Raw genomic sequence first — 14,241 nt, forward strand, 5'->3', positions numbered from 1 at the left:
TTCAGTATCAGCTGTGCTGGTTGTAGTGGTCTCGAAAGCTTCGGTCAGCCTGTGACAGGTACGGATTATTTGGCAATCAATGAGCAGCGGCAGGCATGTCGAAGGCTTGCGCCTGTCAACTGAGATCCAGCAGCCTCTGATCCTCGGCGGTTTGGGCGATTATTAATTCCTGAGTGGCGCGCGTCATGGCCACATAGAGGTCGGCCGCTGCGCTCAGCCTGGAGGGGGCTTCGTTCTGGATGGTTCCGGGCTCCACAAGAACCACTGCATCAAACTCCAAGCCCTTGGTATGGCCGGTGGTTGTGACCATGATCTGATGCTTCTGCCCCTGATTGATGTGCAGCCGTGAGCTGACCCTGGCTTTCAAGGAGCTGGGAACGATGATCGCCAGGCGTCCGGTACCGTCCTCGCCCAGATGACGTTCTGCCAGTTCGCCCACTAGGTCAGGCAACTGGTCCAGCAGACTCGCCCGATCCTCTGCACGCAGGTGGCCCACTGAGCCTTCCACATCGCGCACGGCTTTGAGCGTTGAAACTTCAAGACCCTCGGAGGCTGCGAAGGAGGAGGCCAGGTTGGATACCTGACGAGGATTGCGATAGTCGATGGTCAGCTGCCGCAGATCCCATCCATCCGGGCCGAAGAGCGCATCCATGGTGGATGTCCAGGACCGGGTGCCGCCCAAAGCCGCCGTCTGAGCCACGTCTCCGACAATGGTGAAGGAGCGTGAGGGGCAGCGCCTGATCAGCATCCTCCAGTCCATGGCCGTCAGTTCTTGAGCTTCGTCAACCACGATGTGCCCGTATACCCATTCACGGTCTGCAGCCGCCTGAAGGGCTGCCTGGTTCTCACCCTGGCCGTTGATGGAATCCAGCAGCATCTGCGAGGTCACGATGCCTGTTCCGATCCCGTTCTGAGCCAAGGTATCGCTGGCGAATCGGCGTTCCTCTTCTCGACGGGCCTTTTCGGCCTGGTCGCGATCCGCCTGACGGGGGTCAGGGCCCAGCAGCTCCATGGCCTCATCCAGGATCGGGATGTCAGATACGGTCAGTTCGGCGCCATTCTGTCGGGTCAGCAAATCAATCTGTTCCGCATTCAGCCAGGGAGCGAAGCGGTGCAGGCGGTCCGGCCTGGACCAGAGGTCGTTGACCAGCCAGCGGGGGTTCATAGGCAGCCAGGCCAGGTTGAGGGTCCGTCGCACCTGCTCGTTCAGCCGCAGCAGGGAGGTGACCCGGGCAAGTTCCTCAGCTCCGGGCTGATAGTCCACTCCCTCGGCATAGCGGGCAGTCATGGCATTCAGCGCTGAGCGCACGAAGGTGTTCCTGGCCTTGTTGTGGGGCTGGTGGCTGCGTCGTGCATCGACCAAGGCCTGCTCCAAGTCGACTGCCAGCATGGGTACGGCAACTCCATCCACCTTGACCGTGGGCAGGGAGGCAGGCACCCGCTCCCGGGAGGTGACGGCGTTGGCCACGGCCTCGGCCATGCGGATGTCTCCCTTGAGTCGGGCCACGTGCGGGTCCTCTCGGCGTTCGGTACTGATGCCGGGAATGAGGTCGCCCATGGTTCGGCTGAGCACTCCGGTCTCGCCCAGGGAGGGCAGCACCTGGTCAATGTAATGCAGGAAGGCGTTGGTGGGCCCTACGATCAGCACGCCTGAGCTCTCCAGTCTGCGCCGATGGGTGTAGAGCAGATAGGCGGCCCGGTGCAGGGCCACAGCCGTCTTGCCGGTGCCCGGTCCTCCCTGCACTACTAGTGGACGAGTCATGGGGAAGCGGATGATCCGGTCCTGTTCGGCCTGAATGGTGGCTACGATGTCGGTCATCTGACCGGTGCGACGGCTGGACAGGGAAGCCATGAGCGCGCCCTCGCCGGCTAAGGTCCCTCCTTGGGCTGCCCTGTCCACTTCTGGGGACGACATATCCAAAACCTCATCCTCGATGCCGGCGACCTGGCGGAAGTTGAGGGTGATGTGCCGACGCATGACAATGTCGCCGTGGTCTGCCGGGGTGGCCTCGTAGAAGGGGCGCGCGGCCTCGGCCCGCCAGTCGGTCAGGATGGGTTCGTGGTTGCTGTCCAGAAGGCCCAGTCGCCCGATATATCGGCGACTTCCCTGGACCGTATCCAGTCGGCCGAAGACCAGACGGTCCTCCACGGCTCGCAGCTGGGTGAGTCGATCCTCGTACATGTTGGCGAAGGAATCCCGCTCGGTGCGCTGGGTGGGGGATCCGTGGGAGCCGGCGGCACGAACCGCGTCCAGTCTGGCTCTGGCCTGTGTCCGCAGCTCGTCTAGACGGCCGTAGGCCCTGTCCACCGCCCTCTGCTCTTCATGCAGCTGTGAGGAATAGCTCGACATGTGCGTCCGTTCTGTGCAATGTTCAAAATCGGATGATCCAATATACCGCTCGTCCTCTACTTTTCCGGCCTGGCGGACCGTTGGTCACCTTCTGTTTGCCGGGTGGCGAAACGCCGAGGCGGATCCTTCGGCGAGGCGAATGGCCGGGTTTGAGCCTGAAGTGGCGTTAAAGTGGTGATAGATGGGGGTAAGTGGGGTAAAGTGGGGAGCATTCCGTAGGGGGTGCAACCTGATGAGGCCTCCCAAGGTGACCAACAGGCAAGGAGGTGAGGCATGACCGATATATACGACGCAAAGGCTGCCTCGCCGTCCCTGCCTCCTATGCTTCTGGGCACCTACACTCCCAAGATGGATGCTAAGGGGCGCCTGGCTCTGCCGGCCAAGTTCCGTTCTCAGCTGGGTCAGGGGCTGGTCATGGCCCGTGGTCAGGAACGCTGTGTCAGTCTGTTGCCCCCTGATGAATTTCAGCGAATGGCCGTGCGCATCCAGCACACCTCCATGGGCGACAAATCGGCCAGGGACTACCTGCGCGTATTCCTGTCCGGTGCCGTCGACCAGGTCCCTGACAAGCAGGGCCGCATCCTGATCCCGCCCATGCTCCGTTCCTATGCACGGCTGACCGGCCCTGTGGCGGTCATCGGCGTGGGCACCCGTGCTGAGATCTGGGATCAGGATTCCTGGTCCGCCTACCTGGAGAGCAAGGAGCAGGGCTACGCCGATATCGCCGACGATGTTCTTCCGGCGGTGGATTGCTGATGGAGGCCCTCATGGAAGATCGCAATCCTCCCGACCAGGAGGCTGTGGACAAGGGCATAGTCCATCGTCCAGTTCTGCTGGAGCGCTGCCTGGCGCTGGCAAGACCTGCCTTGGAGCACAGGGGGGCCGTGGCTGTGGATTGCACGCTAGGCCTGGCCGGGCATGCCACCGCCTTCCTCAAATCCTGTCCTGAGGCCCGTCTTATTGGCATCGACAGAGATCGTCAGGCCCTGGATCTGGCTACTGGCCGGATGCGCGATGAGGGTCTGGCCGACCGTTTTACACCGGTGCATGCCCCATTTGACCAGCTGGATGAGCAATTGGATGCCCTGGGTGTGGGCCAGGTGGATCTGGTCTTTATGGATCTGGGTCTATCCTCTTTGCAGATCGACCAGCGTGACAGGGGTTTCACCTACCGGCAGGATGCTCCGCTGGACATGCGCATGGACACTGGCCAGGAGCTGACAGCAGCCCAGATCCTGGCCGAATACGACCAGGAACGTTTGGCTGATATCTTCTCCCGGTACGGGGAGGAGCGTTATGCAGGACGCATCGCACGGGCCATTGTCGAGGCCAGACGAGATCAGCCGCTGACCACCTCGGCGCAGCTTGACCGTCTGGTCGATATGGCAGTGCCTCGTGGCCGCCGTCCACCAGGCAATCCTGCTAAGAGGGTCTTCCAGGCCCTGCGCATCGAGGTCAACGGGGAGCTGGATCGTTTGAGGCGCACCCTGCCCCAGGCCGTTCTGCGGCTGGCTCAGGGAGGTCGTCTGGTCGTGGAGTCCTATCACTCCCTGGAGGACCGCATGGTCAAGCGCTTCATGGCATCAGGGCTGCATGTGGACCTGCCGGCGGGCATGCCGGTGGTGCCGGATCAGGCCCGCCCTTATCTGTCGGATCTGACGCATGGTGCCATCAAGGCCGACTCTGCCGAACGGGAACGCAACCCCCGTTCCGCCTCAGTGCGTCTACGAGCCGTGGAGAGGATCGGAGCCATCCCTGAGGAGCGTCGTCGTCGGCTTCAGGCCGAGGCCAATGGGGAGAGCTCAGATCGACATCATCGTCACGTCGACCATGGTTTTGGATCGAGGCGTCAGCCATGACCATGCCAGCACGTTCAGTCCGTTCCAAGGCCTCTCCGGATAGGGGCCATCCACGCATCCAAGAGTTGCCCACCAGGCCTGAGCTCAGTCTGATCAAGGGTACAGGCAAGCCAGGCAAGGCCCGTCATCCCGAACGGGGTCCAGTAGCTGAGGGGGCCATGCGCCTGATCGGCTGGACACGGACCCGTGGCAATCCCTTGTTGCGCATCATGGTCTCCGTGGTCTTCCTGGCCGCCTGCATGTTCGGATCACTGATGCTGCGCACCCAGATGGTCCAGGATTCCTTCGAGGCTACTCGGGTCCAGCATGAGATCAGCAATCTCACTCAGGACGTCCAAGACGACCAGAACAAGCTCGACCAGCTTCAGGCCTCCCTGCCGGACAAGGCCCAGCAGCTTGGCATGCAACCCCAGCAAGGTCTGAATTCCATTGATCTGCAGGGCTATAAGCCCCCTCAGACCCCCCAGGGCAAGGCGGGTAATCCATGAGCGGTAAGGAAACCAAGCGCTTCTGGCACCTGTCTTTCTGCAAGCGCTCGCTGTCTGTGGGCCTGATCCTGGTTCTGGTGGCCTCGCTGGCCTTGGGCAAGCTGGCCTACATCCAGCTCTTTGATGGAAGGTCCATGGCACAGGCCGCTGCTGCGGGTCGCACCGTGCCCCACGCCATCAAGGCCCAACGTGGCCGCATCCTGGACGTCAACGGCCGTGTGCTGGCCCAGAGCCTGGAGCGATACAACATCGTCGGCGACCCCGAGGCGGCAGCCTCCTTTATTCCTGTCAACTGCACCAAGCACACTGGCGACAACTGCCATAGCATCAAAGGACATCCGGTGGGCGCTGACGGTGCTGCCGGGGTGGCCCGCCTCCTGGCACCGGCTCTGGGAATGAACGCCATGGAGCTGGGTGGCAAGCTCAGCGTCCCTGGACGGTACGTGGTCCTAGCCAAGAGGGTGACTCCCGAGGTCAAGCGTGCCATCGACAAGCTGGGGTTGCAGGGGATCATTACAGCCGAGCTGAGCAGCGAACGCACCTACCCTCATGCTGATCTGATGGGAGCTCTGATCGGGGGCATCGACGACAGCGGCAAGGGTGTAGCCGGGATTGAGCAGATGGAGAATCGGCGGCTGACCGGCTCTGACGGCTATACGGTCTATCAGCAGGGGATGCTGGGTCAGGAGATTCCCGGAACCGTAACCCGTCAGCGCAATCCAGTCAACGGCAAGGACGTCACCCTGACCATCGATCAGGACGTGCTCTGGTACGTCCGTCAAGCCCTCAAGTCAGGCTGCGAGCGCTATCATGCAGACTGGGCCCTGGCGGTGGTTCAGGACACCCGCACCAACGAGATCCTGGCGCTGGCCGACACCGATGATTACCAGGCGGGCAGCGACCAGGCCAAGGTCAACTCCTCCCGGGCAGTGGCGGAGACCTTCGAGCCTGGCTCCGTCGGCAAGACCATCTCGGCTGCAGGCATGCTCCAGGAGCAGGTGCACTCCATGACTGATCGATTTACGGTGCCGGACCATATCACTCTGGACAACCAGCAGTACAAGGATTCCTTTGATCATGGGGCCGAGCATTGGACACTTGCCGGCATTATACAGAATTCCTCCAACGTGGGCATGGTCATGGCCGGCCAGAACTATCCGGACCAGAAGCGCTACGACTACCTGACCCGCTTCGGTATCGGACAGGTCTCAGCCTTGGGTCTGCCTGGGGAGTCCAAGGGGTTGCTGACCGCGCCTCAGACATGGGACCGCCGCACCCGCAACACGATTCTGTTCGGCCAGGGCTATGCCACCAACGCCGTCCAGCTGACCAATGCCGTCGCCACTTTGGCCAACAAGGGGGTCCGTTCCGACCAGACGATAGTCCGCAGCCAGGGCGCGGTCAAAGCACATCCGGTCAGAGTCGTGGACGAGAAGGTGGCCGCTGAGGTCATGAACGCGATGGAATCAGTGTCTGAGAAATACGAGAAGATGGTCAAGGTGGAGGGCTATCGAGTGGCCGCCAAGACAGGCACCGCCGAGGTGGCCGATAGCTCCGGCGGCCTGGGCGGCATCGTCAGTGACTGGGTGGGCATACTGCCCGCTGACGATCCGCATTTTGTGGTCACCGTGGTGCTGAAGAACCCTCAAAGCGCCTCCGGGGTTTACGGTGGCATCACCGCAGGTCCCATCTTCGCTCAGATCGGTGAATTCCTTATGCAGAAATACCAGGTCCCCACGTCTTCCCCCAGAACCGATGCTATCCCGGTAACATGGTGATACCGGCAGGCATCATGGCGTTTCCGAACGAAGGAGAGATTGCAGCATGAGCGCGCTGAATGAATCAATCTCCCGACGGTTGACCTTGGGCCAGCTCAAGGGGCGCTACGGACTGACCTTGGTACCGGACTTTGCTGAACCGGTCACAGTGACCTCAATGGTGGACGATCTGCCCTCAGTGCGCCCCGGCAGCCTTTATGTGCCTGCAGACCAGCAGGTGGATCAGGGCATGGTCGAGGAGGCCGAGCGTCGTGGAGCCTATGCCGCCCTGTTGCCGACTTCGGCTCGTCAGGAGGTGGGACAGGCACGCATACCTCTGCTCTTCGGCACTATGCGCGCCTGGCAGATGGGCCAGTTGCTGGCCAATGCCGCCGGCGATCCCTCGGGGGCTTTGGCTGTGTTCGCCTTGGTAGGTTCCCAGGTACAGGACCAGGTGGACCTCTTGGCTGACTTCCTGCAGGTGCTGGGCAATCCTGTCGGTATGCTCAGCGCCAAGGGCTCGTGCTCGCTGGACCGACGACTGGATCTGGAATATCCCCTGAGCATGTTCGATGTGCAGCGCGGTCTGTCCATCGCTTTGGAGGATGGGGCGGCCGCCATGGTCATTTCCGTGGAGGATCAGACCTTGGCCATGGACGCTCTGCAGGGGGTGGACCTGGATGTGGTGGCCCTGGGAGCCCAGGAGGGCTCCACTCGGGATGCGCGGCACGTGCGGCTGATCTCCAAGGCCCGCCGCTACGGGTTCAACCTGGGCGGGCACACCATCGTGGCCCGGCGCAACGAGGAATCAGACGGGTTGGCTCGTCAGTCTCTGCCCGCTGATGCGCTGAGCGACGATTTGTCCCTGTGCATCGCCATGACTATGGCTGCTGGCGTCAAACGCAACAACATCAGGAGCGCCCTGCGCGTCTCCCGGGAAATGTCCTGAGAGGTGAGGATGAGTCAGTCTGTAGGGGCCGGATCCATGCCCATGACCCTGGATGAGGTCGTTGGATATGTGCACGGTCGGCTGGTCGAGGTTGGCCCTGCTCTCGAACCCGATCTCGGATCCGTGCGTATGCGGGTGGTGACCGACTCACGGCAGGCGGGGGTCGATGGTCTTTTCGTGGCCATCAAGGGCGAGCACGTGGACGGTCATGACTATGTTCCCGGCCTGGGGGCCAAGGGCTGCCGTGCGGCCCTGGTGGACCACCTGGTTCCGGGCGCTGATTTGCCGCAGATTCTTGTGGATGATACGGTCGGTGCCCTGGGGCTGCTGGCCCGGGCCAACATGGACTGTCGGCGTAAGGCTTCAGGCCCCTTCACGGTCATTGGCATCACGGGGTCTGTCGGCAAGACCACGACCAAGGATCTGCTATCCTCCCTGCTGGCACTCTTGGGTCCTGTAGTGGCGCCGGTCGGATCCTTCAACAATGAGATCGGTCTTCCGCTGACTGCCTTGGCGGTCGGACCGGACACCCGCTACCTGGTGGCGGAGATGGGCGCCAACCATGTGGGCGAGATTGCGGACCTGACCCGCATAGTTCCTCCGAACATAGCCCTGGTTCTCAAAGTGGGAGTGGCCCATCTGGGCGAATTCGGTTCTGTTGAGCGTATCGCCCAGGCCAAGAGCGAGATCGTGCGAGGCCTGGTGTCGGGCGGAACCGCTGTTCTCAATGCAGATGATTCCCGGGTGGCTGCTATGGCTGATCTGGCCTCTGGCTCTGTTTTACGGTTTGGCATGGCCGATGAAGACGGCGGGCAGGACCGTGACCTGGACGGTTCGGCTCGTTTTCTGGACAGCGACAGCTTGGATAGGCCTGCCTTCGAGCTGCGACTGCGCGGTCAGCAACCGGTTCGGCTGCGATTGGGCATCCCGGGACGGCACAATGTCATGAACGCCCTGGCCGCCGCCACGGTAGCCCATGCCCTGGGTCTGGATGCAGAGCGCATTGCCAATGAACTGGGTCGACAGAGGCGTATCAGTCCGCATCGAATGGCTGTATCGATGGTCCGGTTGCCGGATGCTGTCTTCAGACTGATTGATGATTCCTTCAATGCTAATCCCGATTCCATGCGGGCGGGTCTGGACGCTCTGGCTGCCTGGAGCGGGTTCAACGGCCCGGCCTACCGGATCGCAGTCCTTGGGGTCATGCTCGAGCTGGGGGATCGGGGGGAGCAGCTGCACCAGGAAATCGGTGCCTACTGCCGCCGTCTAGGTATTGATGCATTGATTGCGGTGGGCTGCCCGGATCAGCAGATGAACAGCCTGATCCAGGCCTTGGTGCGTGGTGCAGGCGGTACGTCTGATCCCAGCGATGGCCAGCCAGGGTCCATGCGTGTCCTCTTTGCCCGCGATGCTGACCAGGCCGACCAGATGGTTCGTCAGCTGTGCGCCAAGCATTCGGATCGGCAGAATCTTGTTTTGCTGAAAGGTTCGCATATGTCTGGGCTGTCCGATCTGGCCGACCGGTGGCAGGGCTGAGACATGTATCGACAGGCATCCCCGCAGCGGGTTCGAACGTTCAAGGACGGAATCCAAGAGTTGGAGTACACACTGTGATTGCACTCATCATCGGAATCCTGGTCGCCCTGGTGGTGACGCTGGCGGGAACCCCGCTGCTGATAAGGCTGGTCCACCGCTTGCACTACGGCCAGTACATCCGCCAGGACGGCCCCAAGTCCCACCTGGTCAAGCGCGGCACCCCGACTATGGGCGGGGTGGTCATCAACCTGGCCATCCTGCTGGGCTGGGCAGCCTCGGCGCTCTACCGCTACCTGTCGCGGGGCGAGTCCGTGTCCCTGTCGGCTATGCTGGTCCTGTTCGCCATGCTCTCCATGGGTTTCCTGGGCTTTATCGACGACTTTGCCAAGGTGCGCAAGAAGCAGAATCTGGGTCTGTCGGTCAGGGCCAAATTCGTCGGCCAGTTCATACTGGCCACCATCTATGCGGTGCTGGCCCTGAAGCTGCCTACCAAAAACGGCTATCCCAGCGCTCAGGCGGGCATATCCTTTGTTGAGCAGCCCATCATCGACTTCCGAATGGCAGGCAGCATCCTGTCCGTGGTGCTTTTCATCATCTGGGTGAATCTGCTGATGACGGCCTGGAGCAATGCCGTCAACCTGACCGATGGCCTGGACGGGCTGGCTTCGGGCTCTTCCATGATCGCCTTCGTGGGATACACCGTCATCGCCTTCTGGGAGAGCTACCACTTGAAGGGCGGTGGCCATGCCGGTCACGCCTACGCGGTCTCCGATCCCCTGGACCTGGCCATTATCGCCTGCTGTGCGGCCGTGGCCTGCTTTGGGTTCCTCTGGTACAACACCAATCCGGCCTCCATATTTATGGGCGACACCGGATCCCTGGCTCTGGGCGGACTCTTTGCAGCCCTGTCCATCGCCACCCATACCGAGCTTCTGGCGGTCATTCTCGGCGGGCTCTTTGTGGCAGAGGCCGCTTCCGACGTCATCCAGGTGGGCTATTTCAAGCTCACCCACAAGCGGGTCTTCAAGATGGCGCCCATCCATCACCACTTCGAGCTGATGGGTTGGCAGGAGTCCAAGGTGGTTGTGCGGTTCTGGATGATCGACCTGATCTTCGTCCTGCTGGCCTTGGTCTGCTTCTATGCAGACTGGGTGGTCCGCTCTGGGCTGACCATCTGATTCCGTCCATTTATGGTGCCAGCCCTCGGCAGCCGGTATCATGCCAAGCAGATGCCGGAGCTAACGGAATGAGGTGTTCGTGGATATGGACTTGAGCCGGAAGCGAGTGTTGGTAGCCGGACTGGGCATTTCCGGACGGAGCGTGGCTGCAGCCTTGCGAGGGCGGGCTGCCGGGGTGACCACTGTGGACCAGTCCGCCCCGCATGCCGATCTTCGTGACTTCGATCAAGTGGACTGGGACCAAGTGGACCTGGTCATGGCCTCGCCCGTCTTCAACCCGCGCACTCCTTTTATTCTTGAGGCGCAGCGTCGGGGCATTCCCGTGGTCAGCGAGGTGGAGATGGCTTGGATGCTGCGGGTTCCTTCAGCACGGACCGGCCGGCCAGCGCCCTGGATCGGGATCACCGGCACCAACGGCAAGACCTCGACCACCAGAATGGTCGCCGCCATGATGCAGGCCAGCGGGTTTACGGCTCCTGCGGTGGGCAACATCGGCAAGGCCATCTCGACAGCCGTCCTGGACCCAGCCAACGACATGCTCTGTGTGGAGCTGAGCTCCTTCCAGCTGCACTTTACCTTCTCTACGGCTCTGGAGTGCGCGGCCATCACCAATTTGGCCGACGACCATCTGGATTGGCATGGGGGATTCGAGGCCTATGCGGCCGACAAAGCACACATTTACCGGGGCGTGCGCAAGGCACTGGTCTACAACGCAGATGACTCCCGTGTCTCTGATTTGGCCAGACAGGCTCAGCCAGCCCCCGGTTGCCGAAGGGTGGGCTTCACTCTGGGTAGGCCCGAGCCTGGGCAGTTGGGCGTGGAGAACGGCTGGGTCGTGGACCACAGCGGATTGACCGGGCAGGATCTGCAGGAGAGCGTCAGACTGGTCCAGGTGGCCGAGTTGACGGACCTGTGCGAGCCTGACGGTACCGTCTATCCCCATCTGCTGGCCGATGCCCTATGCGCTCTGGCCTTGGCTCTGGGTGCTGGAGCTCGCGTCGATGCGGCTATCGAGGCCATGCGCACCTTTACGCCCGGCAACCATAGGATCAGCACCGTGGCCACTCTCGGTCAGGGTTCGCAGGCCATTCGCTTTGTAGACGATTCCAAGGCCACCAATGCCCATGCCGCTGAGGCTTCCTTGGCCAGCTACCATGACGGCCAGGTGGTTTGGCTGGCCGGCGGGCTGGCCAAAGGCGCCCGCTTTGACGATCTGGTTCGGTCCCGCAGGTCCAAGCTGGCTGCAGCCGTGGTCATCGGCCAGGATCAGCAGCCCATGATCCAGGCCATCAAGGACCAGGCACCCGATCTGCCGGTTACTCTGATTGATCCTGGCGATGGAGATCAGGTTATGGCCTGGGCTGTTCGGGCTGCAGGCTCCTATGCGCAGCCCGGTCAGGTGGTTCTGTTGGCGCCTGCCTGTGCATCCATGGATCAGTTCGCATCTTATGCCGACCGAGGCGAACAGTTTGCCAAGCAGGCCAAACAGTGGGTCCGCGAGCATGAAGCGCGTCACTGATCCGCACACGGCCTCCTCCCGCGGGTCTGACGGCAAGGGGGGCTACCGGGGCTGGCGGGCTATTCTTAACCCGCTCTGGTGCTACTACGGCTTTCTGGCTACGGTCGTCGCCACTACAGTCTTCGGTCTGATGATGGTCTTCTCCTCCTCGGCTGTGGATCTGGTAGCCCAGGGCAGCTCACCCTGGAGTCAGGTCATTCGCCAGAGCATATATGCAGTGGTGGGGCTGTTTCTTGCCCTTTTGGCTGTGAGGATCAGCGTCGACCACTACCGGAACTGGAGCACTGGGTTTCTGATCGTCAGCCAGGGCGTCCAGCTGCTGACCCGTACGCCGCTGGGGCGGTCTGCCAACGGCAACGAGGGCTGGATCTCGGTGGGCGGCATTTCCATGCAGCCGGCTGAGCTGCTCAAGCTGGCCCTGTGTCTGTGGCTGCCGCAGGCCCTGATCGAAGCCCAGCGGCAGGCTGGCAAGGATTCTGACTTGAAGACCCTGGCGAAGGCCTATGCCAAGCCGGCCGTCGGCTTTATAGTCAGTTTCCTGCTGATCATGCTGGGCAAAGATTTGGGAACCGCCATGATCATTGTCATCATCGGTTTCGTGGCCTTCCTGGTCTCAGGCTTCCCCCTGCGCTGGCTGCTCAGCCTGGCGGCTCTGGGGATGGCTGCTGTCATCGGTTTTTCGGTCTATGGCAACAGCAACCGGACCCAGCGGATCATGGCTGCCTACGGCAAGTGCTCGGCGGATGACATTCAAGGGGTCTGCTACCAGTCCATCCACGGGCTTTATGCCATGGCTTCTGGGGGATTGACCGGAGTAGGGCTGGGCAATTCAAGGGAGAAGTGGAACTACCTGCCCGAGGCGCACAATGACTTCATCTTCGCAGTCATCGGCGAGGAGCTGGGCTTCGTAGGGGCGGCCATGCTTATTCTGGTCTTTGTGGTCATGGGCTGGTGCATGCTGCGAATCGCCCTGACAACCAGGAACCGGTATGCGGGCATGGTGCTGATCTGTCTGGATGTGTGGCTGGTGGGTCAAGCCCTGATCAACATCTGCGTGGTTCTGGGCCTGCTGCCGGTCATCGGGCTGCCTCTGCCCTTCGTTTCGGCTGGAGGGACCGCCCTGATCTCGTGCCTGGCATCGGCCGGGGTGGCTCTGAAGATGATTCGGACCCAGCCAGACGTGAAGGCAGCCACGGAGGGGTCCTGAGAAGCGGAATGGACGTGATGGGAAGGAAGCGGATTCGAGGATGACGACAGCGACTAGGGCTGAGAACGAAATGCCTGGGCATGACCAGAAGCATGCCGAAAGAGGTGCTGGTCCCCATCTGGTGCTGGCCGGAGGGGGGACGGCAGGACATGTCAACCCTCTGCTCAGCGTGGCTGCGGTCATTCGGGAGCGCCGCCCCCAGGCTTCCATCAGCGTGATCGGCACCGCTGTCGGCTTGGAGCACGACCTGGTGCCGGCTGCTGGACTTCCCCTGGACCTGATTGAGAAGGTGCCCTTCCCTCGTCGCCCCGGCAAGGCCGCCCTGGACTTCCCCCGGCGCTGGCGGCGTGAGGTGCAGCGGGTCCGAGGGTACCTGCAGGATCGGTCGGCCGACCTGGTGGTCGGCTTTGGCGGTTATGCCTCGGCGCCGGTCTACAGGGCCGCACGGAATCTGGGTCTGCCCATCGTCGTCCACGAGCAGAACGCCCGGGCGGGCATGGCCAACAAGCTGGGTGCCCGCTGGGCCGATTTTGTAGGTACAGCCTACGAGGATACGGGCATCCGGGCCCGGGCGGGAGTACCCGTGCGCCGCGTGGGTCTGCCCCTGCGGCCAGCCATCGCCCGACTAGCCAAGCAGATGGAGACTGACCGCTCCGGCGCCCGTCGTGAGTCGGCACGGTCACTGGGTCTGGATCCCGATAGGCCCATCCTGCTGGTCACCGGCGGTTCCCTGGGCGCGCTCAGCCTGAACAAGGCGGTAGCTGGCGCGGCTCGGCAGCTGTTGGACCGAACCCAGGTGATCCATCTGACCGGTCGTGGCAAGACCGGTCAAGTCAAAGAACAAGTGGCTGCGAATCTGTGCGATGCAGCCATCAACGATCTGGATCCGGCTCACCGGGGCCAGGGGGACTACCACATGGCCGAATACCTGGAGCGGATCGATCTGGCCTTCGCCTGCGCTGATCTGGTGGTCTGCCGGGCCGGTGCCGGATCTGTCAGCGAGCTGGCCGCCTTGGGCGTGCCCGCCATCTACGTGCCCCTGCCCATCGGCAACGGCGAACAGCGATTCAACGCTCAGCCTGTCGTACAGGCCGGGGGAGGGCTCATGGTCGATGATGCGGTCCTGGATGCCAAATGGATGGTCGATCATGTTCCCGCTCTTATGGACGACAGGGATAGGCTGGCTGACATGCGCCACCGGGCCTGGGGGTACGGGATTCGCGATGCCGCCCAGGTGATGGCAGAGCAGATCCTGACCATGGCTGACCGACACCTTGCCCACAAGGACTCAGGGAGAGGCTGATCGGGCATAATAGAGGCAGACGACGGGCGACCGACCCGAATGGTCCTGAACTGTTGGAGGAGATGCAACTACTGTGCGCAAGGTTGAATTGAATG

At 62.2% G+C, this 14,241-nt stretch carries 11 protein-coding genes; 10 read left to right on the forward strand and 1 reads right to left on the reverse strand.

Features of this window, described 5'->3' with window-relative positions; translation table 11 throughout:
• Window positions 1-115: 115 nt before the first annotated feature.
• A complete protein-coding gene (locus DKK75_RS02360; RefSeq protein ID WP_110451873.1) occupies window positions 116-2,350 on the reverse strand; it encodes a HelD family protein in 2,235 nt (744 codons plus the stop codon).
• 273 nt (window positions 2,351-2,623) lie between these two features.
• Between DKK75_RS02360 and mraZ the strand changes: the two genes are divergently transcribed.
• From mraZ to DKK75_RS02410, 10 genes are all read left to right on the forward strand, one after another.
• The gene (gene mraZ / locus DKK75_RS02365) at window positions 2,624-3,106 is read left to right on the forward strand and encodes a division/cell wall cluster transcriptional repressor MraZ (RefSeq protein WP_110451874.1); all 483 of its coding nucleotides are present in this window, start codon (window positions 2,624-2,626) and stop codon (window positions 3,104-3,106) included.
• An 11-nt stretch (window positions 3,107-3,117) separates the two neighbouring features.
• Window positions 3,118-4,209 (forward strand): 16S rRNA (cytosine(1402)-N(4))-methyltransferase RsmH, encoded by a 1,092-nt coding sequence (gene rsmH / locus DKK75_RS02370; RefSeq protein ID WP_181414425.1) that lies wholly within the window; start codon window positions 3,118-3,120, stop codon window positions 4,207-4,209.
• The gene (locus DKK75_RS02375; protein ID WP_110451875.1) at window positions 4,206-4,697 is read left to right on the forward strand and encodes a hypothetical protein; all 492 of its coding nucleotides are present in this window, start codon (window positions 4,206-4,208) and stop codon (window positions 4,695-4,697) included. Before rsmH ends, DKK75_RS02375 begins: the two co-directional genes overlap by 4 nt.
• Window positions 4,694-6,475 (forward strand): peptidoglycan D,D-transpeptidase FtsI family protein, encoded by a 1,782-nt coding sequence (locus DKK75_RS02380; protein ID WP_110451876.1) that lies wholly within the window; start codon window positions 4,694-4,696, stop codon window positions 6,473-6,475. The genes DKK75_RS02375 and DKK75_RS02380 overlap by 4 nt, the downstream gene beginning before the upstream one ends.
• Window positions 6,476-6,521: 46 nt before the next feature.
• The gene (locus DKK75_RS02385; protein WP_110451877.1) at window positions 6,522-7,403 is read left to right on the forward strand and encodes a UDP-N-acetylmuramyl peptide synthase; all 882 of its coding nucleotides are present in this window, start codon (window positions 6,522-6,524) and stop codon (window positions 7,401-7,403) included.
• A 9-nt stretch (window positions 7,404-7,412) separates the two neighbouring features.
• A complete protein-coding gene (locus DKK75_RS02390) occupies window positions 7,413-8,939 on the forward strand; it encodes a UDP-N-acetylmuramoyl-tripeptide--D-alanyl-D-alanine ligase (protein ID WP_110452273.1) in 1,527 nt (508 codons plus the stop codon).
• Between the two features lie 74 nt (window positions 8,940-9,013).
• A complete protein-coding gene (mraY, locus tag DKK75_RS02395; RefSeq protein WP_110451878.1) occupies window positions 9,014-10,117 on the forward strand; it encodes a phospho-N-acetylmuramoyl-pentapeptide-transferase in 1,104 nt (367 codons plus the stop codon).
• A gap of 79 nt (window positions 10,118-10,196) precedes the next feature.
• On the forward strand, window positions 10,197-11,636 hold the full coding sequence (murD, locus tag DKK75_RS02400) for a UDP-N-acetylmuramoyl-L-alanine--D-glutamate ligase (protein ID WP_181414426.1): 1,440 nt from the start codon (window positions 10,197-10,199) through the stop codon (window positions 11,634-11,636).
• The gene (locus DKK75_RS02405; protein WP_110451880.1) at window positions 11,620-12,843 is read left to right on the forward strand and encodes a peptidoglycan glycosyltransferase FtsW; all 1,224 of its coding nucleotides are present in this window, start codon (window positions 11,620-11,622) and stop codon (window positions 12,841-12,843) included. The genes murD and DKK75_RS02405 overlap by 17 nt, the downstream gene beginning before the upstream one ends.
• Window positions 12,844-12,913: 70 nt before the next feature.
• The gene (locus tag DKK75_RS02410; RefSeq protein WP_181414457.1) at window positions 12,914-14,146 is read left to right on the forward strand and encodes a UDP-N-acetylglucosamine--N-acetylmuramyl-(pentapeptide) pyrophosphoryl-undecaprenol N-acetylglucosamine transferase; all 1,233 of its coding nucleotides are present in this window, start codon (window positions 12,914-12,916) and stop codon (window positions 14,144-14,146) included.
• Window positions 14,147-14,241 lie beyond the last annotated feature (95 nt).

This window comes from Bifidobacterium asteroides, assembly GCF_003202695.1.
GTDB classification, from domain to species: Bacteria; Actinomycetota; Actinomycetes; order Actinomycetales; family Bifidobacteriaceae; genus Bombiscardovia; species Bombiscardovia asteroides_G.